Annotated in this window: 18 protein-coding genes, 1 pseudogene and 1 riboswitch; of the genes and pseudogenes, 10 read left to right on the top strand and 9 right to left on the bottom strand. The window is 63.5% G+C overall.

The features are described 5' to 3' along the window. The 3 genes and pseudogenes from IG122_RS21990 to IG122_RS22000 form a co-directional block, all read left to right on the top strand. Positions 1-221, top strand: a pseudogene (locus IG122_RS21990) (SDR family NAD-dependent epimerase/dehydratase); the annotation flags it as partial. Between the two features lie 92 nt (positions 222-313). Continuing rightward, positions 314-1,657: a surface carbohydrate biosynthesis protein gene (locus tag IG122_RS21995; protein WP_193188713.1), complete on the top strand. Its 1,344-nt coding sequence runs from the start codon at positions 314-316 to the stop codon at positions 1,655-1,657. Between the two features lie 203 nt (positions 1,658-1,860). Beyond that, the gene (locus IG122_RS22000) at positions 1,861-3,204 is read left to right on the top strand and encodes a surface carbohydrate biosynthesis protein (RefSeq protein WP_193188715.1); all 1,344 of its coding nucleotides are present in this window, start codon (positions 1,861-1,863) and stop codon (positions 3,202-3,204) included. 31 nt (positions 3,205-3,235) lie between these two features. On the opposite strand, the gene hisH is transcribed toward IG122_RS22000, so the two are convergent. The 3 genes from hisH to IG122_RS22015 are packed head-to-tail and all read right to left on the bottom strand — an operon-like array spanning position 3,236 to position 5,992. After that, positions 3,236-3,877 carry an imidazole glycerol phosphate synthase subunit HisH gene (gene hisH / locus IG122_RS22005; RefSeq protein ID WP_193188717.1) on the bottom strand — a complete coding sequence of 214 codons (642 nt, stop codon included), beginning with the start codon at positions 3,875-3,877 and terminating at the stop codon, positions 3,236-3,238. Further along, positions 3,874-4,644 (bottom strand): imidazole glycerol phosphate synthase subunit HisF, encoded by a 771-nt coding sequence (gene hisF / locus IG122_RS22010; protein WP_193188719.1) that lies wholly within the window; start codon positions 4,642-4,644, stop codon positions 3,874-3,876. Before hisF ends, hisH begins: the two co-directional genes overlap by 4 nt. A gap of 25 nt (positions 4,645-4,669) precedes the next feature. Then, positions 4,670-5,992: an N-acetyl sugar amidotransferase gene (locus IG122_RS22015; RefSeq protein WP_193188721.1), complete on the bottom strand. Its 1,323-nt coding sequence runs from the start codon at positions 5,990-5,992 to the stop codon at positions 4,670-4,672. Positions 5,993-6,251: 259 nt separating this feature from the next. On the opposite strand from IG122_RS22015, the gene IG122_RS22020 reads away from it, so the two are divergent. The 4 genes from IG122_RS22020 to IG122_RS22035 are packed head-to-tail and all read left to right on the top strand — an operon-like array spanning position 6,252 to position 10,138. Further along, the gene (locus tag IG122_RS22020; protein ID WP_193188723.1) at positions 6,252-7,151 is read left to right on the top strand and encodes an SDR family oxidoreductase; all 900 of its coding nucleotides are present in this window, start codon (positions 6,252-6,254) and stop codon (positions 7,149-7,151) included. Between the two features lie 35 nt (positions 7,152-7,186). Beyond that, positions 7,187-7,840, top strand: a complete 654-nt coding sequence (locus IG122_RS22025; protein ID WP_193188725.1) for a NeuD/PglB/VioB family sugar acetyltransferase — start codon at positions 7,187-7,189, stop codon at positions 7,838-7,840. Between the two features lie 6 nt (positions 7,841-7,846). Then, positions 7,847-8,875: an N-acetylneuraminate synthase gene (gene neuB, locus IG122_RS22030; protein ID WP_193188726.1), complete on the top strand. Its 1,029-nt coding sequence runs from the start codon at positions 7,847-7,849 to the stop codon at positions 8,873-8,875. 45 nt (positions 8,876-8,920) lie between these two features. Then, on the top strand, positions 8,921-10,138 hold the full coding sequence (locus IG122_RS22035; protein WP_193188727.1) for an adenylate/guanylate cyclase domain-containing protein: 1,218 nt from the start codon (positions 8,921-8,923) through the stop codon (positions 10,136-10,138). Positions 10,139-10,159: 21 nt separating this feature from the next. On the opposite strand, the gene cobO is transcribed toward IG122_RS22035, so the two are convergent. From cobO to cobW, 3 genes are read right to left on the bottom strand one after another with little or no spacing between them, the layout of a single operon-like run. Then, positions 10,160-10,792: a cob(I)yrinic acid a,c-diamide adenosyltransferase gene (gene cobO, locus IG122_RS22040; protein ID WP_193188728.1), complete on the bottom strand. Its 633-nt coding sequence runs from the start codon at positions 10,790-10,792 to the stop codon at positions 10,160-10,162. A gap of 48 nt (positions 10,793-10,840) precedes the next feature. Then, on the bottom strand, positions 10,841-14,599 hold the full coding sequence (cobN, locus tag IG122_RS22045; protein WP_193188729.1) for a cobaltochelatase subunit CobN: 3,759 nt from the start codon (positions 14,597-14,599) through the stop codon (positions 10,841-10,843). 30 nt (positions 14,600-14,629) lie between these two features. Then, positions 14,630-15,658, bottom strand: a complete 1,029-nt coding sequence (gene cobW, locus IG122_RS22050; RefSeq protein WP_193188730.1) for a cobalamin biosynthesis protein CobW — start codon at positions 15,656-15,658, stop codon at positions 14,630-14,632. 89 nt (positions 15,659-15,747) lie between these two features. Further along, a riboswitch (cobalamin riboswitch) is annotated at positions 15,748-15,959 on the bottom strand. Between the two features lie 127 nt (positions 15,960-16,086). Here cobW and IG122_RS22055 point away from each other — a divergent pair. Next, positions 16,087-16,479, top strand: a complete 393-nt coding sequence (locus IG122_RS22055; RefSeq protein WP_193188731.1) for a hypothetical protein — start codon at positions 16,087-16,089, stop codon at positions 16,477-16,479. Between the two features lie 53 nt (positions 16,480-16,532). On the opposite strand, the gene IG122_RS22060 is transcribed toward IG122_RS22055, so the two are convergent. Together IG122_RS22060 and IG122_RS22065 are read right to left on the bottom strand one after the other, a co-directional pair. Further along, complete coding sequence (locus IG122_RS22060) at positions 16,533-17,123, bottom strand: class I SAM-dependent methyltransferase (RefSeq protein ID WP_193188732.1); 591 nt, start codon at positions 17,121-17,123, stop codon at positions 16,533-16,535. 98 nt (positions 17,124-17,221) lie between these two features. Beyond that, positions 17,222-17,869, bottom strand: coding sequence for a 2OG-Fe(II) oxygenase family protein (locus IG122_RS22065; RefSeq protein ID WP_193188733.1), 648 nt, complete (start codon positions 17,867-17,869; stop codon positions 17,222-17,224). 45 nt (positions 17,870-17,914) lie between these two features. Here IG122_RS22065 and IG122_RS22070 point away from each other — a divergent pair, with 45 nt between their 5' ends. Beyond that, the gene (locus tag IG122_RS22070; RefSeq protein WP_193188734.1) at positions 17,915-18,148 is read left to right on the top strand and encodes a hypothetical protein; all 234 of its coding nucleotides are present in this window, start codon (positions 17,915-17,917) and stop codon (positions 18,146-18,148) included. A 17-nt stretch (positions 18,149-18,165) separates the two neighbouring features. Further along, the gene (locus IG122_RS22075; RefSeq protein ID WP_193188735.1) at positions 18,166-19,323 is read left to right on the top strand and encodes a glycosyltransferase; all 1,158 of its coding nucleotides are present in this window, start codon (positions 18,166-18,168) and stop codon (positions 19,321-19,323) included. 69 nt (positions 19,324-19,392) lie between these two features. On the opposite strand, the gene IG122_RS22080 is transcribed toward IG122_RS22075, so the two are convergent. Next, on the bottom strand, positions 19,393-20,583 hold the full coding sequence (locus IG122_RS22080; protein ID WP_193188736.1) for a class I SAM-dependent DNA methyltransferase: 1,191 nt from the start codon (positions 20,581-20,583) through the stop codon (positions 19,393-19,395). Between the last annotated feature and the right edge of the window lie 14 nt (positions 20,584-20,597).

Here is a 20,597-nt window from a genome sequence, read left to right on the forward strand (position 1 = left end):
TCGGCGATATCGAGATCGTCACGACGCCGAGCGACGACAACCGGTCCTACCATATCAATTCGGACAAGATCGCGGAGAAGCTCGGCTTCCGTCCGCAGCATTCGATCGAGGATGCGGTGCGCGATCTGGTGACGGCCTTCAAGGCCGGCAAGCTGCCGGACCCCATGACGGACGATTTCTATTACAACGTCCGACGCATCAAGCGCCTCGGCATGAAGTAAGACCGAGGCGCGGACTTTCCCGAATCCGGGCCATCATGCCGGCGCTTTCCGGTTCAGGTTCGAAAACAGCCGCAGTCTGGCAGGAAATCGACGTGAGCAGTGATTCTCATCAGAGCTACAAGCATCTCTATCTTCCGATCGAGGAATCCGCGCGGGAGTTGAATGCGCGTCTTCTGCTCGTTATCGCGGCGATCAGCAAAGGCTATCGCGTGGTCATCGGTCAGCAATGGCTTTTGGCGCACAATCTCTACAACCTCGCGCCGGGCGTGGTTTTCTTCAAAGGGACGAACCGAATTCAGTGCAACTGGATGAGGATCGCGAAGAAATACGGGCACAAGGTCGTCGCGATCGACGAAGAGGTGACGGCAATTGCTGACGAACGGTTCGTCCTGAAAGAGGTTTGGCCGGAGTCCCTGCCTCTGGTCGACCGGTTTTTTCTCCAGGGTCCCAATCAGTACGAGATCTATGAACGGGCCTTTCCGGAGCACAAGAACCGGTTCGAGATCACGGGAAATCCGAGGTTCGATCTGCTGAGGAAAGAGTTCACCGAAGCGTTCTTGTCCGATGCCATGCAGTATCGTGAGCGCTATGGCCGCTACATTCTGATCAATACGAACTTTGGATATGTGAACACCGCATGGGGGCAGCCTGCGGACTTCGAGCGCATCTGCGGGGAGGTCGGCTATGTCGACCACAACGATCCGGAGGACAACAAGTTTCTCCGGGACTTCCTCCAGCTCGAGACGGAAAACCTCGCCGGCTTCAAGCGCATGATCCGGGGGCTTCGAGACCGGTTCCCGGAACACCAGATTATTCTGCGGCCGCATCCCGCCGAGAATGTAACGACCTGGCGGGATGAACTTCAAGGCGAGGAACGCATACACGTCGTGTTCGAAGGCTCTGCGGTTCCCTGGATGCTGGGGGCCGATTTCTTCGTGCACAACACCTGTACGACCGGAACGGAGGCGATGGTGCTCGGTGTCCCGGTCGCAGCCTATGCGCCGTTCACCAACTGGGTCGAAGCGATCTTCCTGTCCAATCTGGTGACACCTGTGCATCGGGACATGGAGAGTCTCTTCGGAGCCGTTGCCGCGGGAATAGCGGATCGTGAGGCCTTCGTCGCCGCCATGCATTCCGAGAAGGGCGAAATACTGCGTTCGCACATTTCAGGTCTGGACGAGCGGTATGCCATGTCCGGGATCTTTCGCGGCATCGATCAGCTTCCGATAGAACCGGTATCAGGAAGTCTTTTCCGGAACGGAACCCGTCTGACAACGCAGGTGCGGCGAACCGACTACCAGCGCAAGAAGATCGATCTCGATACCGCCGAGTTGAACAAGCGTATCACCAATCTGCTGAAGGCAACGGGACTTGGCTTCATGGCAAAAGCCGAAAAGATCGGCGACTCGCTCTTCGTCATTGCCCCGGTCGACTAGGCAGGGGCGGTGCGGAAACCCCTTGGTAAATTGCCACCGCCTTCGGTTGCTTCCCGATTACCGAGTGCGTTTGCTGTCGTGACTTAAATCCGTGAGTATTTCCGAGACTTTTCGGATTGAATTTTGATAAACCTCCGGCCTTGGTCCGGCGGTCGGCCCGCCGGCGTATTCGATACTGGGATCGGGTCTGACAGGTAATTGACGTGAGCAGTGAATCTCCGCGGAGCTACAAACATCTTTATCTGCCGATTGAAGAATCCGCACGCGAGCTGAATGCGCGGCTGCTTCTTCTCGTGGCTGCAGTCAATCGGGGGTATCGCGTGGTGATCGGCCAGCAGTGGCTGATGGTCCATAACCTCTACAATCTCACACCAGGCGTCGTGTTCTTCAAAGGCCTGAACAGAATCCAGGCAAACTGGATGGGACTGGCGAGGAAATATGGCCACCGCGTTGCCGCGATCGACGAGGAAGTCACCGCAATCGCTGCCAAGCGCTTTGTCCTGAAGGAAGTATCCGAGGAGTCCCTGCCGCTGATCGACAGGTTCTTTCAGCAGGGCCAGAATCAGCACGACATCTACGAAGAGGCTTTCCCTGACCATCATGAGCGGTTCGTGATTACCGGCAATCCCCGGTTCGATCTGCTGCGAAAGCAGTTCACCCGGGCGTTCGAGGGGGATGCCGTACAATACCGGGAACGGTACGGCCGTTACATCCTGATCAACACGAACTTCGGCTTCGTGAACACGGTTTACGGCGCGCCCGAAGACTTCATCGATACCTGCGAGAGGGTTGGCTACGCCTATCGGAATGACCCGGAGGACGCCAAGTTCTTCAAGGATTTCCTGGAGCTGGAAGCGAGGAATATGGCGGCCTTCCAGGTCATGATCCGGGCACTGCGGGACCGCTTTCCCGGGCACCGGATCGTGCTGCGCCCGCATCCGGCGGAGAACATGGCAACTTGGAAGGAGGCCTTGGCCGGCGAGGAGCGCATTCACGTCGTGTTCGAGGGCTCTGCCGTTCCCTGGATGCTCGGGGCCGATTTCTTCATTCACAATACCTGTACGACCGGAACGGAGGCGATGGTGCTGGGCGTTCCGGTCGCGGCCTACGCCTCTTTCACCAACTGGGTTGAGTCGATCTTTCTCTCCAATCTGGTAACGCCGGTATACCGTGACCTTGAGAATCTGTTCGGAGCCGTCGCCGCCGGGATCGCGGATCGTGAGGCTTTCGTCGCGGCCATCCACGCTGAGAAGGGCGCAATCCTGCGCCAGCATATCTCGGGTCTGGACGAACGCCTGGCGACGGGCGGTGTTTTTCACGGCATAGAACAGATTGCTCCCGAGCCGGTCGCGTGCAGCATCTTCAGGGAAGGCGGGCGGCTGAAACATGGTTTCCGGCGCACAGACTATCAGCGCAAGAAGATCGACCTGGATACAACAGAGTTTAAGTTGCGCTTGTCGAATATTCTGAAGGCGACTGGCCTAGGGCTTAATGCGGAAGCCGAGAAGATCGGCGACTCGCTGTTTCTCGTGACGCCGACGGATTGAGGCTGCTGGGCGACGGGTCGCGCCCGGTTTCTCATCCGGCGATGAACTGTTTCAGAATCCGGAGGCCCACCGGTCCGCTCCGCTCCGGATGGAACTGGACGCCGGTGACGTTTTCATGCGCAACCGCAGCGGTCACCCTCGTCGATCCATAATGCGTGGTCGCCAGGATAGCCGAGGGGTGTTCGGGCATGCCGTGGAAGCTGTGCACGAAATAGGCATATTCACCCGGCAAGACCGACCTTAGCGGGGTTCCGTCCCACCTGTCAGGCGCCGGCCGTTCCAGCGGTGCCCAGCCGATATGCGGAAGCTTGAAGGCGTTTTCTCCGGGGGCCGGAGCGAGTTTCTGAACTCTGCCCGGGATTAGCCCGATTCCGGGATGTTCGCCGAATTCCTCACCGATCTCGAACAGCGCCTGCATGCCGACGCAGATGCCGAGCATAGGGCGGCCGGTCTCCGCGAATTCCCGTGCCAGATCGACCGCGCCGTAGCGCCGCATCGCCGCGAGGCATTTGGCGAAGGCGCCGACGCCGGGCAGGATCAGCCGCTCGACCTGGTCGGCCCGCGGACAGGTGTCGACAAGCTCGACATCTGCGCCGCATTTCTCGACAGCACGGCAGACGCTGAAGAGATTGCCGATCCCGAAATCGAGCACCGTGACCTTGGGACTGCTCATGCCTTTGCGATCTCCCGGATCGGAATCTCACGTGAGAGGGCCTGTTCCCGGATTTCGGCGATGGTCATCCGGTCGTAGTGCAGGATATCGGCCATCGCGATGGCGTCGGCATGGCCCTGTAGCACCGCCTTTGCCAGATCGTCGACAGAACCCATGCCCCCGGAGGCGATGACCGGAATGCTGACACGGTCCGCAACTGTGCGGACCAAGTCGATGTCGAAGCCCTTCCGGGTGCCTTCCTGGTCGATTGAGGTCAGTAGCAGCTCTCCCGCGCCAAGCTCCTCGGCCTCGCGGATCCACTCGATCGCATCGCGCCCGGTATGTTCCCGCCCGTTGTCGGTATAGGCTTCCCAGCCACCATTGCCGAGGCGCTTCGCCTCCACGGAAAGAACCACCGCCTGGCTGCCGAACTCCTCGGCGATCTCGGTTAGCAGCGCCGGGCGGGCGATCGCCGCCGTGTTGATCGCTACCTTGTCCGCCCCCGAGCGGAGCAGCTTGCGGGCATCCTCGACGGAGCGCACCCCGCCGCCGACCGTGATCGGCACGAAAACGTGGCGCGCCGTATGTTCGAGGATATCGGTCAGGTTGTTGCGCCCGTAGAGGCTTGCGACCGAGTCCATGTAGATGATCTCGTCGATCCCCTGCTCGTAATAACGCTGGGCATAGAGCTGCGGGTCGCCGATGACCCGGAGACCCTCGAGGTGGATCCCCTTGATCAGGTTCGGGCCCTTGATGTCCAGGCGCGCAATGAGGCGGATGGGGCGCACGGCTGCTGCTTCCGTTCTTCCGAGGTCAGTTTTGCTGCCAGACGGTGCGGCGCAGGGACCAGGACCCGTCCTCCGCGCGCTGCCAGAGATGCGGCGAGCGGAAGCGGTCCGCCAGATGCAGGAAATATTCCTTGGTCATTTCCTTCTGTTCGAAATTCTTCGAGGCGACAGGGAATTCTTTCTCGGGGATGCTCATATAGGCGAAATTGTCCGCCTCGAAGCGGTCCGGATATTCGCCGTCGAAGCGCTTGACCAGCGCCACGCCCTCTTCGCGCAGAATGTCGCGGGAGCGGATTTCCTGCGCCGCGTCGTAGGTCGCCCGGCCGATGCCGAATTTCACATGGGTGCAGAAATAGTGCAGGTCGTCGATCTTGTCGTCGATGCTGTTGTACTTGCTGTAGGTGCCCGGCGTCCGTTCCGGCGAGGCCTGGAAACCGCCATGTTCGACGGCGTAATAGTAGGCGCTCTGCGGGTGCCACTTCAGATAGTAACCCAGATAGTGCACCGAGACCCCGACATCCTCGAGCCGGTCCGGATCTGCGGGCATATAGGGGATGAAATCCTGCTCCTCGAGCCCGAAATCTTCCTGCAGCTCGGTCAGCGAGACACCGCCGAGATAGATGTTGTCGAAATCCTTCGACGCATAATAGGTGTTCGAGCGGATCGGCGAGACCACGTCGCTCTTCGGATTGCCGTACTCGGCCTCGTTCTCGCCGTAGAATACGAGCGGAATGTCAAACTGTTCGGCGAGCTTCGGCGCCAGGTTCTTCTGCCCGAGAATGAACGGTTGGAACGGGTGGTAGAGATTCTCCACCGCGAGCCGCGTCAGCAGCCGGTGTACCCGGCCGTTCGGGGTGCAGAGATAGTTGTCGAAGCCGGCATGGATCCAGGCCTCGAAATTCTTCCAGCCCCAGTCAGTGTGAATGTGCGGCGCCCAGGTGGCGGTGAGCGGATGCATGCCGTACTTGGTTTTCAGGATATGGGCCGCGTAGAAGCTGTCCTTGCCGCCCGAGCCGGGGAGGAGGCAGTCATATTTGCCGTCCTTGCTGCGATATTCGTCGCAGAGCGCGACCAGTTCCTGTTCGCGGGCATCCCAGTCGATCGCGCCATGTTTCTGTTCGGCGACACGGCAGGCATCGCAGACGCCTTCCTCATCGAGCGCGATGGTCTGCTTGCGGCTCTCCTTCGTGTGCTTGAACTCGACGCTCGAGTTCGGGCGCTGGTTGGAGATCACGCAGCGGCTGCAGAACTGCACGTCCTGGGGCAGACCGTAGCGTGTCTGCAGGTCGGAAGTTTCGGGCGCGAATTTCGAGAAATCGATATCGATGTGCGCGGGATACTTGAACATGAAGGCCTTGCATTTTCCGGAGGCGCAGGAAGCCTGTGTCCTACCACGTTTGCCACGCGCCAGATCAAGAAATTTTATCCTGTTTCCCGCCGCGTAAAGCCGACTCCGCCCAAGCTGTCGCACAATCCGGAAGCGCTGCATGAACTCTGCGCGCTTGTGTCTCCACCGGCTCCCGGCTAGGCAGTAGCCGCATTGCTGAATTTCTCCGGGACTCCCGGACTTCTCCAGGTACGGCACGGTTGGCGGAATGCAGGGCCAGATGGACGAATTCAACTCTTTGCCGAAAGGCTCGCTGTTCTGCTTCGGGCTCGGGTTTACCTGCGCACGTCTCGCACGAAGGGTGCAAGAGCTGTCCTGGGCGGCCGCGGGCACAAGGCGGCATGTCGAAAGTCCGGACCGTGAAGGCGAGGGCATTCCGGTGCATGCTTTCTCCGGTCTTGCTCCGATGGAACGGGCGGCGGAGATTCTCGCGAACGTCACCCACATCGTCGCCTCGATCCCACCGGGAGAGCATGGCGATCCGATACTCCGTTTCCACGAAGCCGATCTGCGGTCGCTCCCGAACCTGCAGTGGGTCGGCTATCTCTCGACCCCCGCGGTCTATGGGGACCGGCAGGGTGCGATCGTTCATGAAGATGACGAACCGAACCCCGGATCGGTCCGGGGCGCGCGGCGGCTGGCCGCGGAGCGGGCCTGGGTATCGGCCTTCGACGGGACTGGCGTTTCGGTGCAGGTCTTCCGTCTTTCCGGGATCTATGGGCCGGGCCGGAACGCCCTCGAGCAGCTCCGCGCGGGAACCGCGAGGATCATCAACAAGCCGGGGCAGGTCTTCAACCGCATCCATGTCGACGATATCGGCACGATCCTGATGGCCTCGATGGCGCGGCCGTCGCATGGGCGGATCTACAACGTCGCCGACGACGAGGCCTGTGCGAGCGGGGACGTCATCTGCTACGCGGCCGAACTGCTGGGCATGGAACCGCCGGCGCCGATTCCCTACAACAGCGCGGAGCTCTCCCCGATGGCCCGGTCGTTCTATGCCGAGTGTAAGCGGCTGGACACGGGCCGGATCAGGACCGAACTCGGCGTCGAGCTCGCCTATCCGACATATCGAGAGGGACTGAGGCGCATTCTTGACGATATGGAAGCCGCCGCGTAGAGCGAGTGTGTAGAGGGATCAGAGGGGGGACGGGCATGTCGCGGACACCGGTCCATATCGTCGGCTGCGGAGGACATGCGAAAGTCATCACCTCCATGATTGCGGCCGGCGACCGCTTCGAGATCGCCTCCTTCATCGACCGTGCGCCGGCGGCCGGCACCCGGTTTCTCGACCGGCCCGTCGTGGCCGAGGAAGTGTTCCTCGCCGAGGGGGGCGGCGACGCGGTGGTATTCGGGCTCGGCGAATGGCAGCACCGCGCCGCAGCGGTGGCGCGCTTTAAGGCCGCGGGCTTTTCCAGCTTTCCGGCCGTCGTGGCGCCGTCCGCCACCGTATCGCCGGATGTGACAGTCGGCGAAGGCAGCGTCCTGATGCCCGGCGTCTACGTCAATGCGGGCAGCGAGATCGGTGATTTCTGCGTCCTTAATACCGGCGCGATCCTCGACCATGATTGCTGGCTCGGCCGTGGCGCGGCTCTGGCTCCCGGAGTGACCGTCGGCGGTGGGTGCCGAATCGGTGGCGGTGCTTATATTGGCATCGGCGCCTCGGTGTCGCACGGACGGACGCTCGGAGACGGCGCGGTTCTGGGCGGTGGCGGTTTCCTGAAGGATGATGCTGGGGCGGGCGAATTCTGGGCCGGGGTTCCGGCGTCCTTTATCCGCAAGCGTGCGCCCGGCGAAACGATACTGTGAGTTCGAATGACCCAAGGATCTGACGGCCGGCGCACCTTCGTCATCGCCGAAGCCGGTGTGAACCATAACGGCGATCTCGCGCTTGCCCGGCAACTGGTCGAGATCGCGGTCGATGCCGGCGCCGACGCGGTCAAGTTCCAGACCTTTTCCGCCGGGGGGCTGGTCGCGGCTAATGCGCCCATGGCGGAGTACCAGAAAACCAATACCGGCAGCGACCGCTCCCAGCTCGACATGCTGGCAGAGCTCGAGCTGTCCCTCGAGGCCTTCGCCGAACTCGCCGAGTTTGCGGCTGCCAAGGGCATCGAGTTCATGTCGACGGCCTTCGATCCGGAGAGCCTCGCGCATCTCCTCACGCTCGGCGTCGGACGCCTCAAGATCCCCTCCGGCGAAATCACCAATCCCGAACTTGTCCGCGCTATCGGTGAGGCCGGGCTTCCGGTGATCATGTCGACAGGCATGGCCGACCTGGAAGAAGTCGGTCAGGCGCTCTTCTGGCTGAAGGAGAGCGGAGCGGCGGATATCTCGCTGCTGCATTGCGTCAGCGATTATCCGGCGGACCCGGCTGACGCCAATCTCGCGGCGATGGATACCATGCGGACCGCCTTCGGTCTGCCGGTCGGCTGGTCCGACCATACGCTCGGCGATACCGTGACGATCGCCGCCGTCGCCCGGGGCGCGTCCATCGTGGAGAAGCATTTCACCATCGATACCTCCCTGCCGGGCCCGGATCACAGGGCCTCGCTCGATCCGGCCGCGCTGAAGCGGATGGTGGAGAATATCCGCATCACCGAATCCGCCATCGGCACGGGTCTGAAACAGCCGACCGCGGCGGAGCGCAAGGTGGCACTGGTCGCCCGCCGCAGCGTCGCCTCGCGGCGCGAGATCGCGGCGGGTGCGGAGATCGCCATGGCGGATCTCGCCTTCCTGCGCCCCGGAACCGGGATCCCTCCCGCGAAGGCGGAAATGATCGTCGGCAGACGCGCGGCGCGCACCATTCCGGCGGGGACAATCATCGAGCTTTCCGACCTGGCCTGACCGGTAGCACTTGCGCCGGGCGCCGCGGCACCCTATTTCCCGCGGATGCCGACGAAAACGCAGCCTCTTTCCGCCCCGTCCTCGATCCTCTCGGTTGAGGATTCCCTGACCGCGCGTGAGATCGCGGACTGGCTTCTGCAGGCATCACGCAATCAACTCGACCTCGGAACGCTCTGGGGCGAGTTCTGCCATCGCCTCGCGCTTGCAGGCGTGCCCGTCGAACGCGGCACCGCGATCCTGATGGCCCTGCATGCGATCAGGGAGGGCGTGCATTGCGAATGGCGCATGGGGCAGCAGACAGAGGTAAAACCCTGGCATTACGCGCCGGGCAATGCGCAACTCTATCAGGAGAGCCCGCTCCGTCTCGTGCACGAGACGAAAAGCTGGCTGCACCGTCGGATCGACGCGAAGAGCGCGGCCGAGTTCCCGATCCTGAAAGACCTGCTGGCGCTCGGCTACACCGACTATGTCTGCGTGCCGATCATCTTCGCCAACGGAATGCAGAACGCGCTCACCTTCGCCAGCCGGGAAGCGGAGGGCTTCTCGAAACGCGATCTTGCCCTGCTGCGCGAGGTCATGCCGACGGCGAAGATCGTGCTCGAGCTTATGACCATCTACCGCAGCATGGACGATGTGCTGGCGATGTATGTCGGCCGCGAGCCGGGCGGACGCATTCTCGCGGGTGAGGTCCGGCGCGGCACCGTCAACCGAATGCAGGCGGCGATCCTGGTCGCCGACATGCGCAACTACACGCTGCTTTCCGACCGGCTCGGCGATCTGCAGACGGTCGAGCTGCTCGACGCCTATTACGACTGCATCATTCCCCCGATCCTTGAGCGCGGCGGGGAGGTGCTGAAATTCACCGGTGACGGCGTGCTGGCGATCTTCCAGGACGCGAGCGGATGCGGTGAATGCCATATGTGCCGGGGCGGCGCGCTCGAGGCCGCGATCGAGGGCCAAAAGCGGCTCGCGGCGCTCGACACCTCACGCTGGGGCGAGGATGTCGAAGTGCGGGCCGGGATCGCCCTGCATCACGGCGACGTCGCCTTCGGCAATGTTGGCTCCGGCGAACGGCTCGACTTCACGGTGATCGGCAAGGACGTCAATCTCGCCGCCCGGCTCGGCGCCAAGTGCCGGACGCTGGACGAGCCGATCCTGATGTCTGAAAGCTTCGTGGAAGGCCTGGAGCAGGGCGCCCGCCATCTCGGCGATTTCGGCCTGCGCGGCCTGCCCGGAAACCACGCGATCTACGTGCCGGCCTGAGCCGGAACCGCTGTCTCTCGATTAGAACTCGATCCCGGCCTGCGCCTTGAAGCCCGAGCGGAAGGGATGCTTGATCTGCGTCATCTCGGTGACGAGATGGGCGGCCTCGATCAGCTCTTCCTTGGCGTTGCGGCCGGTGACGATGACATGCAGGTCTGGGCGCTTGTTCCTGAGCGTCTCCAGCACCTCCTCCAGCGGCAGGTAATCGTAGCGCAGGACGATGTTGAGCTCGTCCAGCAGCACCATGTTGATCTTCGGGTCCGCCATCAGCTCCTTCGCCTGTTCCCAGGCGGCGCGGGCGGCGGCGATGTCGCGGTTGAGGTCCTGGGTGTCCCAGGTGAAACCCTCGCCCATGGTGCGGATGAAGACCTGGTCGGCGAAGGCCTCGAGGATCTTGCGCTCGCCGGTTTCCCACTTGCCTTTGACGAACTGCACGACGCCGACATTCATGCCGTGGCCGATGGCGCGGCAGACCATGCCGAAAGCGGCGGTGCTCTTGCCCTTGCCCTTTCCGGTATGGACGATCAGCAGCCCGCCGGTCTCGGTCTTGGTCGCCATGATCTTGTTCCGGGCGGCCTTCTTCTTCGCCATTTTCTCGGCGTGACGGGCGGCCTTTTCCGGATCGATCTCGCTGCCGGTGATGTCGTCGCTCATGATCTCTCTCCCATGTCCCTCATCATGGCACCCCGGAACCCATCGGGGTCAACCGGCGAGCGCCGTCAATTCCCCGTGCACTGCGTTCCGGCGCGGGCGCCAGAGTCCGCGGTCGAGCGCTTCCTTCAGTCGCGCCGCCATCTCCTTCAGCGCCGCCGGATTGTGCCGCTCGAGAAATTCGCGCACTTCCGGATCGTCCAGATAGGCATCGAACACGGCGTCGAAATGATGATCGCCGACGCAGCGCGCGGTGGCGGCGAAGGCGAACATGTAATCGACCGTCGCCGCCATCTCGAAGGCGCCCTTGTAACCGTGCCGCATCACGCCCGCGATCCATTTCGGGTTCACGACGCGCGCCCGCACCACCCGCGCGATCTCCTCGTCGAGCGAGCGGATGCGCGGGCTCTCGGGCCGCGAATGGTCGTTGTGATAGACCTTCGGCTGGCTGCCGGAGAGGTGCCGGATCGCGGCGGTGATGCCGCCCTCGAACTGGTAATAGTCGTCGCTGTCGAGCAGATCGTGCTCGCGGTTGTCCTGGTTGTGCAGGACCAGCTCCACATCCTTCAGCCGGGATTCGAAGAGCGCGTGCGCGGCCTCGCCCTCGGCGCCCTTGCCGTAGGCGTATCCACCCCAGGCGACATAGGCCTTCGCGAGATCCTCCTCGCTCTCCCAGAGCTGCTCGTCGATCATCGCCTGCAGGCCAGCCCCGTAGGCACCGGGCTTGGAGCCGAACACCCGGTAGCCGGCCTGCTTCTCGGCGGCTTCGCGGCTGGCGCCGGCCTCCTCAAAGGCGGCCGCATCGGCGCGGTAGCGGGCGGCGAGCGGGTTCTCGGCCGGCGTCTCGTCGAGCTTCGCGACGGCGCGGGCGGCACTGTCGAGCAGGTCGATCTGGAACGGGAAGGCGTCGCGGAAGAAGCCTGAGACGCGGAAGGTGACATCGACGCGCGGGCGGTCGAGTACCGAAGTCGGCAGGATCTCGAAGCCGGTGACGCGGCCGCTGGCGACGTCCCATTCCGGCCGGACGCCCATCAGCGCTAGGGCCTGGGCGATATCGTCGCCGCCGGTGCGCATGTTCGCTGTGCCCCAGGCGGAAAGGGCGAGCCTTTCGGGCCAGGTGCCGTTCTCCTGCCGGTAGCGTTCCAGCAGCAGCGCGGCGGATTTCCAGCCGAGCTGCCAGGCCGCCGGGGTCGGAACTGCGCGGGTATCGACGGAATAGAAGTTGCGGCCGGTCGGCAGCACGTCCGGCCGCCCCCGCGTCGGCGCGCCGGAGGAGCCGGGGGCGACGAAGCGGCCGGCGAGGCCCTTCAGGAGGCCGTCCAGTTCGGCATCGCCGCAGCTCGTGACGGTCGGGCGGAGATGCGCGTCGACCGCGTCCAGCACGGCGCGCGTGCGCTCCCAGGCCGGCTCCGGGTCGGCGTTCCCGGCGACAAGCGCGTGGGCCAGCAGTTCGAGCCGCTCGACCGTATCGCCGTGACTGCGCCAGGGGGACTCGTCGATCGCAGCGAGCGCTTCCGGCCTGTCGCCGGCCCAGTCCTCGGCCATGTCGGCTGCCAGCGGGTCGAACGGTTCGCCGGCCACCTCGAGTCCGAGATCGCGGGCGAGCGCGCGCTGCAGCGAGGCGTCGCCGCCTTCGCCCTGTGCCCGCGGCACGCGAACCAGCGCCGTCAGCAGATCGTCCAGCAGCCGCCCTTCCGGTGCGACGCCGAAGATGTGCAGCCCGTCGCGGATCTGCAGTTCCTTCAGCTCGCAGAGATAGCCGTCGAGCCGGTTCAGCTTTTCCGCCGCGTCGTCGGTGGCAATGAGGCCGAGATCCTTGTCGAGGCCGATGGCGGCCATCTTCTCCAGGATCTGCTCCGAGAGCAGCTTCAGGCGGCGCGGATCGACCCCGGCGGCCTGGTAATATTCGTCGACCAGCCCCTCCAGCTCCTTCAGCGGGCCGTAGCTCTCGGCGCGGGTCAGCGGCGGGGTCAGGTGGTCGACGATGACGGCGGCCGACCGGCGCTTCGCCTGCGTGCCCTCGCCCGGATCGTTGACGATGAAGGGATAGAGATGCGGCACCGGGCCGAAGACGGCTTCCGGGTAGCACTCTTCCGAAAGCGCCAGCGCCTTGCCCGGCAGCCATTCCATGTTGCCATGCTTGCCCATATGGATGACGGCATGGGCGCCGAATTCGTGGCGCAGCCAGATGTAGAAGGCGAGGTAGCCGTGCGGCGGAACTAGGTCCGGGGAGTGGTAGGTCTCGGTCGGATCGATATTGTAACCGCGCGCCGGCTGGATCCCGACGACCACATTGCCGAGTGTGAGCACGGAGAGCCGGAAGGTGTCGCCGACGACGAAGGGATCGCTCTCAGGCGCTCCCCAGCGATCTTCGATATCGCTCCGGACCTTCTCGGGTAGGCTCGCGTAAGCCGCCTTGTAGGCATCGAGAGAGAGCGTGGCGCCCCCTTTGCGGCCGGCGCGGTCGGAGAGATCGTTGGTCGGGCCGGAGGACATGCGGCCGATCAGGGCGTCGCCGTTGATCGGCATGTCGCGGACGCCGTAACCGGCATCGCTCATGGCGCGGAGCACGTTGATGGTTCCCGCCGGCGTGTCGAGCCCGACGCCATTGCCGAGCCGGCCGTCCCGGTTCGGATAGTTCGCCAGCACCAGCGCGATCCGGCGCTCTTTGGCCGTCGTCGCACGCAGCTTCGCCCAGCCCGCCGCGAGCTTCGCGGTGAAGGCGATGCGGTCCGGGACCGGGGCGTAGGTGACGATGGAACATTCCGTCGCCGCGTCCCGCCGCGCCTCGGCCTTGAAGGAGACGGCACGGGCGAGCACCCGTCCGTCCACCTCCGGGAGGGCCACGTTCATGGCGATGTCGCGGGCGGAGAGACCGGCGGTGGACGTTTCCCAGCCCTCGCGGTTGCCGCCGGAGAAGATCACCTGCAGCACGGTGCAGTCGGCCGGATCGAACGGTGTTGCGCCGCCGGGCGCGCCCGGTTTGGAGACGGCGAAGCCGGTGGCGTTCAGGATCACGCCCGGCGGTGCGCCTTCGATCGCATCCCGGATCAGGTCGGCAGAGACCGGGTCCTTCAGGCTGGAGACATAGAGCGGCACCGGCGCGAGGCCCTCCGCGCGCATCGCCTCGACGAGCGCGTCGACGGGCGCCGTGTTCCCCGCTTGCACCAGCGCCCGGTAGAAGGCGATCGGCGCCGGGATCGCGTCCGGCGCGGAGGCGGCGAGCACTTCCTCCAGCGACGGATGGTTGCGGCCCGCGAGGTAGTATCCCGCCTTCGGCAGCGGTGCAGGCTCGCGCCAGTCGGTTTCCGTTCCGATCAGGCTCGCGGCATAGCGGACGGCCTCCGCCGCGTTGCCGATCCCGCCCTCGATCAGGTAGCGCCAGAGCCGCTGGCAGGCGGCGGTATCGAGCGTGCCGTGCCCGCTCAGGTCCGGGTCCGGCTGGTCGTCTCCGGGCAGGAAGGCGAGCGGGATCTTCTTGCGGCGGCAGAAGGCCGAGAGCTGCTCGACGCCGTAGGGCCAGTAGCCGGTGCCGCCGATCACCCGCGCGACGACGAGTTTGGCGTGCGCAACCATCTCCTCGACATAGAGATCGACGGAGAGGTTGTGGCCGAGTTGCATGAGATTGGCGAGACGCAGGCTCGGGAACGGGCCGTCATGGCCGGCCGTCACCTGCGCATAGCCCTGGGCGAGGCAGGAGAGTTCGGTGTCCGCCGCGCTCAGGATCAGGATGTCGCCCGGCGTCTGGCCGAGATCGACCGCCTCGCTGCCGTCGGTGACCGTGCCGGGTGTTGCCGCCAGAAGATGCATGGGGCCTCCGCTGAGGAGAGGCCGGGTCTGTTACCCGGCGATGGCGGCGGCGATGGCGGCGCGGTCGAGCCCGTGATGGCCGATCACGACGAGGCGGGATTCCCGCGTCTCCCCGCCCTTCCAGTCGCGGTCGAAATAGCGCTGGATGCGCGGGCCGACACCTTGGATCACCTGGCGCATCGGCTTGCCCGGGATGTCAAGGAAGCCCTTCACGCGGAGGATGTCGTGGTCGCGCACGGCGGCGACGATGCGCTCCTCCAGCGCCTCGACGTCCTCGACGGACGCGAGCGGCAGCACGAAGCTGTCGAAATCGTCATGGTCGTGCTCGTGGCCGTCGTCATGGTGCGAGGGCCGGCTGTCGAGATCGTCCTCCGCCGCGGCGCCGAGGCCGAGCAGGATTTCCGCGCCGAGCTGGCCGTGTGCGCTGGCGACGGTCTTCACGCCGCCCCGGAGATAGGGAAGGACGGTCTCCCGCACTTTCGAGAGACTGGTCTCGTCGAGCAGGTCGGTCTTGTTCAGCACCACCATGTCGGCGCACTGCAGCTGTTCCTCGAACAGCTCCTCCAGCGGACTCTCATGGTCGAGCGACTCGTCGGCCTCGCGCTGGCCCTGCACCGCGTCGTGATCGTCGGCGAAACGGCCCTCGGAGACGGCGGCGGCGTCGATCACCGCGATGACACCGTCGACGGTGGTGCGGGTGCGCACTTCCGGCCAGGCGAAGGCCTTGACCAGCGGCTTCGGCAGGGCGAGGCCGGAGGTCTCGATGATGATGTGGTCGGGCTTGTCCGGGCGGGCGAGGATCGCCTCGATGGTCGGCAGGAAATCGTCCGCGACCGTGCAGCAGATGCAGCCGTTGGCGAGCTCGATCACGTCCTCGTCGCTGCAGCCCTCGATGCCGCAGCCGGTCAGCAGCTCGCGGTCGACGCCGAGATCGCCGAATTCGTTGATGATGAAGGCGAAGCGGCGGCCGCCATTGTTCTCCACCAGGTGCCGGATCATGCTGGTCTTGCCGGCACCGAGAAATCCGGTGATGACGGTGGCGGGGATCTTCTCACTCATGTCTGCCTCCTCGGGCCTTCCAAAGGCCGGTGATGTCACGTCTCGTCACCGAACGGAAGACCGTGCCCCGGACACACCCCGGACCGAAGCGGGCGACGATGCTGACGGCAGGTCTCCTGGCTCGCCGGGTCTTCGCGCTCCATCCGCCTTCCCGGCGGCAGTTCCCTGCCTCCAGTGGCCTCCGGTCGAAGCGCTCGCCGGCTACAGTTGCGGGGGCAGCCGCGGCTTGGACCGGCCAGATTGACCGGACCTCCACGTTCCCTTTTGATCCCCGAGGGGAACCGTCTGCGGGACTCTTGTCTGATGGGGCGGCTTTCGAGTCAAGGACCGTCGGAGCCGGAATCGACTCCGGAGGACAATATCGGTTACATTGCCTGCGAAAAAATGAGTCGATTGGACCTGAACGGACGAGAATCGAAAGTCACCAGATGGCGATTGCATCAACGACTTCGGTATCCCAGCAACTGAGTGCGCTCAACCTTGTCGGAGCGGCGCAACCGGCGGCTTCCGGGGGCTCCCCGACGACCACCACCCCGCAGCCCGTATCCGCCGCCGAAAGTCCCGCCGTCGCGGCCAGTTCCGTAATCGGCAGTTCCAGTCAGCAGAGTGCGGCTGTCTCGCAGGCGCAGTCCGCGCTTCAGGCGGCCGAGCGGGTCGTCGCCCAGCGCGAGGCCGACCTGCGCGACGCGAGAAGCGCCGTGGATGCCGCTTCCGATACGGCTGATCAGAGGCGTCAGGCCCTGTTCGATGCGGAATCGGCGGAACGCGTCGCACTCGCCGAGCAGCTCGAACGCGGCTCGCTGGTCAATATTTCCGTCTGAACATCGTCAGAGGACAGGGGCGGGCCCTGAAGTGCCGGGCCGCCCGGAAATCTTCAGATAATCACCAGTGTTTCAGCGGGGGGCTTCAGCAGGGAGCGTTCTCTCGGTCTCGCGGGCTTGATCGCGGTGAGCTCCACATAAAGCTCCTTCACGATGCTGTTGCACGTTCTGACCATCATCATGACTTCGTTCTTCGTTTTCCCTTGCACAACGTGCCGCTCGATGCGGAGCTCGCACCGTGTCAAGTCCCAGTCGCCGGTATAGCCGTAGTCCATGCCGTAGTATTTCGGCTGCCCGAAATACTGAAACGTTTTCGGGAAGTACGGCCGTGTGTGCGTCGGATCGACCCATGCGTCCTCATGAAACCCGTGCGGGATGGCGATCTGAAACACGGCCCCCGGTTTGGCGACCCGATAGAGCTCCTGCATGACGTCGAGCGGTTTCTGCAAGTGCTCGAGGGTGTGATGCATCAGAAATTTCGAGAAACGGTTATCCGCGAATGGCAGCGGGTTGGAGGCCACCGCATCCAAGTCAAACGCGAGATCAACCCCGTCGCCGGCAACGATGTCCAAGTTGATCATATCATCGAGAATTTGGCTTCCGCAGCCAAGATGCAGTCCGTCTTTCTGGTCGAGGTGATTCAAGGATCCGGATCCTTCATGAAATCGGCATTGTTGACGCACGAATACGCACCTGTTTGGCCGGATGTTAGCGTCTTGATGGCGGTAAGCCGATGCCAGGCTTAACGAGTGGTGCCGATTCTTTCCAAATTGGTTACCGTTGCCGTAAGCGTCAGCGTGACGCGCTCCCCGTCCCCGAAATAAGGATTGGTGCGTATATGCAGCCAGCTAGGCAATACGATCAGCTGACCGCTCTTGGGGGTGATCATCACGGAACGCCCCACCGTATCGATCGGCAGGCCGGCAAGTTCCGCCTGGGCGCGCGGATCGTCGATCTCGATGGTGCCGCTCTCCGGCGCGTCCTCGTTCGGCGCGTCGCCGGCATCGATGCTGTAGATCATTGTCAGATGGTGGCCTGGCGAAAGATGACGCTTCTCGTAGCCGCCATAGCGTAGAACGCTGACGTATCCGGACAACTCGGTCTCGAAGCTGCTTGCACCGCCTGCGATCTGCGGAATGACCGCTTGCAGGGCGCCGGTCGCGGTCTGCCGGATCGTGTCAATGCCGTGATCCGCCCAGTTGAAAAGGTTACCGCTCGATCTCCAGCCGCCGATGACGCCTGCCGCGCCGGGTTCGCCGGAGGACTCGCGGGTCAGGGCGGCGGCTTTCAGCGCTTCGTTGAGCGGCTCCGCGCCATGGATCGAGAACATGAAAAGGCGGGTTGGAAAGACCTCGATAATGTCCGTGCGTGAATCAAACTTGAGCTCCATAGGCCGGTCCCCCTCGGCATGCCATGCGGTGCCAGTATGATTAGCATGGGCCAGCGCGACGGGGACAAACTCTGCAATGTCGCAGATTTGTGGAGTCGGCAATTTCGGCGCGGGCTTCACAATGCTGCGGCGATTGCGATCTTCGGCGCTGCGGCGAAGAAATTCGATCGCTATAGTCTGGGCTGGTTCGCTCCGATCGGGTTGATGGACGGTTGTCTTAACGTTGGTGTCGGGTATTTCGGTGTCTTCAATAATAAGAATGGTAAATATCGCACCTAGTCTGGGAGTTTGAAGATTTGAGAAGAAGAGCGTTCGTCAACATTATCAATCGCACGAATGAATTTACCTATTTTGCATCGCAGGACATCGTAAACGAGCTGAGCGCGCGCCGGTGGAGCGTTGTCAACGGGCCATTCGACAGTTTTGTGGAGTATGTTTACGAGGACATTTCCGCTGAGGATATCTGTTTTCTGATGAACAACTCGGCGGAGTCCCTCGGTCTGCCAAAGCACTTCAACGCGCTGAGCTGGCATCAGGACAATCCGTTTCAGATCCATCACTCTCGCGTGCTGGGCAATTCGGAGAGGCAATTCTGGCTGTGCGCCGATGGCGATGCGATCGATGATATTCCCTACTGGTTCGGATCGACGAATACGGCGCGTCATTTTCCGCATTGGGCCACGGACCTCGGACCGATGGTTGCCGACGAGGATTTTGTTTCCCGGACATTCCGGAAGCGCCCGGTCGAGTTGCTCTTTGTCGGCAGCATCGACCTGGAGAAAATGAAGCCCTCCAGTGAGAGATTGAACGCGCTGCAGCCGCCCTATCGCAAGTTTGCCGCCGCCGTGTCGGAGCGCTTGCGAAGCGGGGAGCGGAAGTCCCTTACGCAATTGGCGTTCGATACGGAACGGGACCTCGGAATCGACATATCCGGTTCCGACAAGCCAGCATTGCGGCGGATCCTTTGCTGGATCGACAATCTTTATCGCGCCGAAAACCGGCTCCGTATGTTCAAGGCTCTGAAGGGGTTCGACAAACTGACCGTTGTCTCGCCGCAAAAGGAGCTGATCGAGAGGATCATCGAGCGGCCGGTTACATATTCCAACCTCAACCCGGGTTTCGGCACCGGGCTCTTTACGATGTGCCTTGCGAAAATGACGTTCAACCACCTTCCGAACTATACCAACGGAGTGACGGAGCGCTTTTTCAATGCCCAGAACCGGGGGAGTGCGGCTCTCACGGAGCGCAACCGGTTTATCGAGAACAATTTCGAGACTGGCAAAGAGGTTCTGACCTTCAATCCGTTCGATCTGACGCATCTCAAGGAATACATCGAGGATTCCCTGGCGGATGTGGACGCGCTGCGCGATCTGGCAGTGGCCGGAATGATGAAAACGCGTACCGAGCACAAGCTGAAGAACCGCTTCGACAGTCTCCAGGGTGAGCTTATCTGAGAAAGTCCCGTTCTCGATTTTGCGCTTTCGGGAGCGGCTCCACCTTGCGAAAGCCGAACCGGTGCGGTTTCAGACGGGTTTCGCGAATGCAAGGAAGAGGGTGGCAAGGGGCACTCCGCCCTCCTCGCGCATTGAGCCGCGACGGGCTTCAAGAAGAGTTAGTCCCGCTGCCCGGGCGGCCTGTTGGAGATAGTCAAGGCTGTGGCTGTGGGCGCCGTCGAGGCCGATGCCGATCCCGTCTTCATCCGCTCCGGTTGGTTCATGCGCCGTCATCAGAAGTCCCCCGCCGGGCTGCAGCCTGGCGCTCACGGCACGGAAAAACGGCTCCAGGTCGCCGATGTAAGAGCTGACGTCGGCTGCGATCGCGACATCGTAGAGCGCGTCTTCCCGCTCCAGCACTGAGACGGCGTCGCCCGCCAAGAGCCGATGATAGATCCTCTTCTCCTCGGCGACGCGCAGCATCTCGGAAGAAATGTCGATCCCGGTCATTTCCGCGCAATAGGGGCGGATTGCGGCGCCGGTAAGGCCGGTTCCGCAGCCCAGATCGAGGGCACACGCGGCCTTGCGCTTTTCCGAGAGGATCCCGGAGGCAAGGCCGAGAAGCCGAAGCGTCTCGGGGCCCGAGTATTTGAGCCGCCCGGTCAGGTGAGCGTCGAAACTCTTCGCATAGCCGTCGAACACCCTTTTGACATAGGTGCTGCTGTAGGCCTGGCGCACCGGCGCGACGCCGTGGCGCGCCAGATCTCGGCGCACCCCCATCGGGTCTTCCGGGGCGATGCACAGGGTTGCCCGGTAAAGCCGGACGGCTTCCCCGGCGCGTCCGGCCAGATCGAGGAACTGGCCGAGAATAAAGGTCGCATCGAGATTCCCCGGGTCCGAAATCCGGAGCCGCCGCAGGATCCGGAACCCGCGTTTCCGCCTGTCGTTGCCCAAGGCCCTGAGGGCGCTCATCAGCGCGGCCGGGATGTGCAGCGGGTCGAGTACAAGCAGGCGCTCCGGGGCCGGCGTTGGGTCGCTTTCGCCCGCACCCAGATCGTTGAGATAGCCCGGGACATCTGGATCGAGCGTGATGGCCCGCCTGAGGGCGGTGGAGGGGTCCTGACCGGCCGCGCGCTGCACGGTGGCGAGGTTCGACCAGTGCAGGGAGTCGCCGGCCGCATCGAGTGCCTTGCGCTGCAGGATCGGGAGCGCGGCTTCCCAGTCGCCGGAGCCGACGGCGTCGTGCAGGATATCCACCTCGGTCCCGGGATCCTCAGCCATGACCGCATCGTAGA

This window comes from Nisaea sediminum (assembly GCF_014904705.1).
In the GTDB taxonomy this organism is placed as follows: Bacteria; Pseudomonadota; Alphaproteobacteria; order Thalassobaculales; family Thalassobaculaceae; genus Nisaea; species Nisaea sediminum.

Coding starts and splice junctions, on each gene's coding strand:
- hisH (WP_193188717.1), bottom strand. CDS start 3,877: ATGAGCAGTCCCAAGGTCACGGTGCTCGATTTCGGGATCGGCAATCTC.
- IG122_RS22015 (WP_193188721.1), bottom strand. CDS start 5,992: ATGTTCAAGTATCCCGCGCACATCGATATCGATTTCTCGAAATTCGCG.
- IG122_RS22020 (WP_193188723.1), top strand. CDS start 6,252: ATGGACGAATTCAACTCTTTGCCGAAAGGCTCGCTGTTCTGCTTCGGG.
- IG122_RS22025 (WP_193188725.1), top strand. CDS start 7,187: ATGTCGCGGACACCGGTCCATATCGTCGGCTGCGGAGGACATGCGAAA.
- neuB (WP_193188726.1), top strand. CDS start 7,847: ATGACCCAAGGATCTGACGGCCGGCGCACCTTCGTCATCGCCGAAGCC.
- IG122_RS22035 (WP_193188727.1), top strand. CDS start 8,921: ATGCCGACGAAAACGCAGCCTCTTTCCGCCCCGTCCTCGATCCTCTCG.
- cobO (WP_193188728.1), bottom strand. CDS start 10,792: ATGAGCGACGACATCACCGGCAGCGAGATCGATCCGGAAAAGGCCGCC.
- cobN (WP_193188729.1), bottom strand. CDS start 14,599: ATGCATCTTCTGGCGGCAACACCCGGCACGGTCACCGACGGCAGCGAG.
- cobW (WP_193188730.1), bottom strand. CDS start 15,658: ATGAGTGAGAAGATCCCCGCCACCGTCATCACCGGATTTCTCGGTGCC.
- IG122_RS22055 (WP_193188731.1), top strand. CDS start 16,087: ATGGCGATTGCATCAACGACTTCGGTATCCCAGCAACTGAGTGCGCTC.
- IG122_RS22065 (WP_193188733.1), bottom strand. CDS start 17,869: ATGGAGCTCAAGTTTGATTCACGCACGGACATTATCGAGGTCTTTCCA.
- IG122_RS22070 (WP_193188734.1), top strand. CDS start 17,915: ATGGGCCAGCGCGACGGGGACAAACTCTGCAATGTCGCAGATTTGTGG.
- IG122_RS22080 (WP_193188736.1), bottom strand. CDS start 20,583: ATGGCTGAGGATCCCGGGACCGAGGTGGATATCCTGCACGACGCCGTC.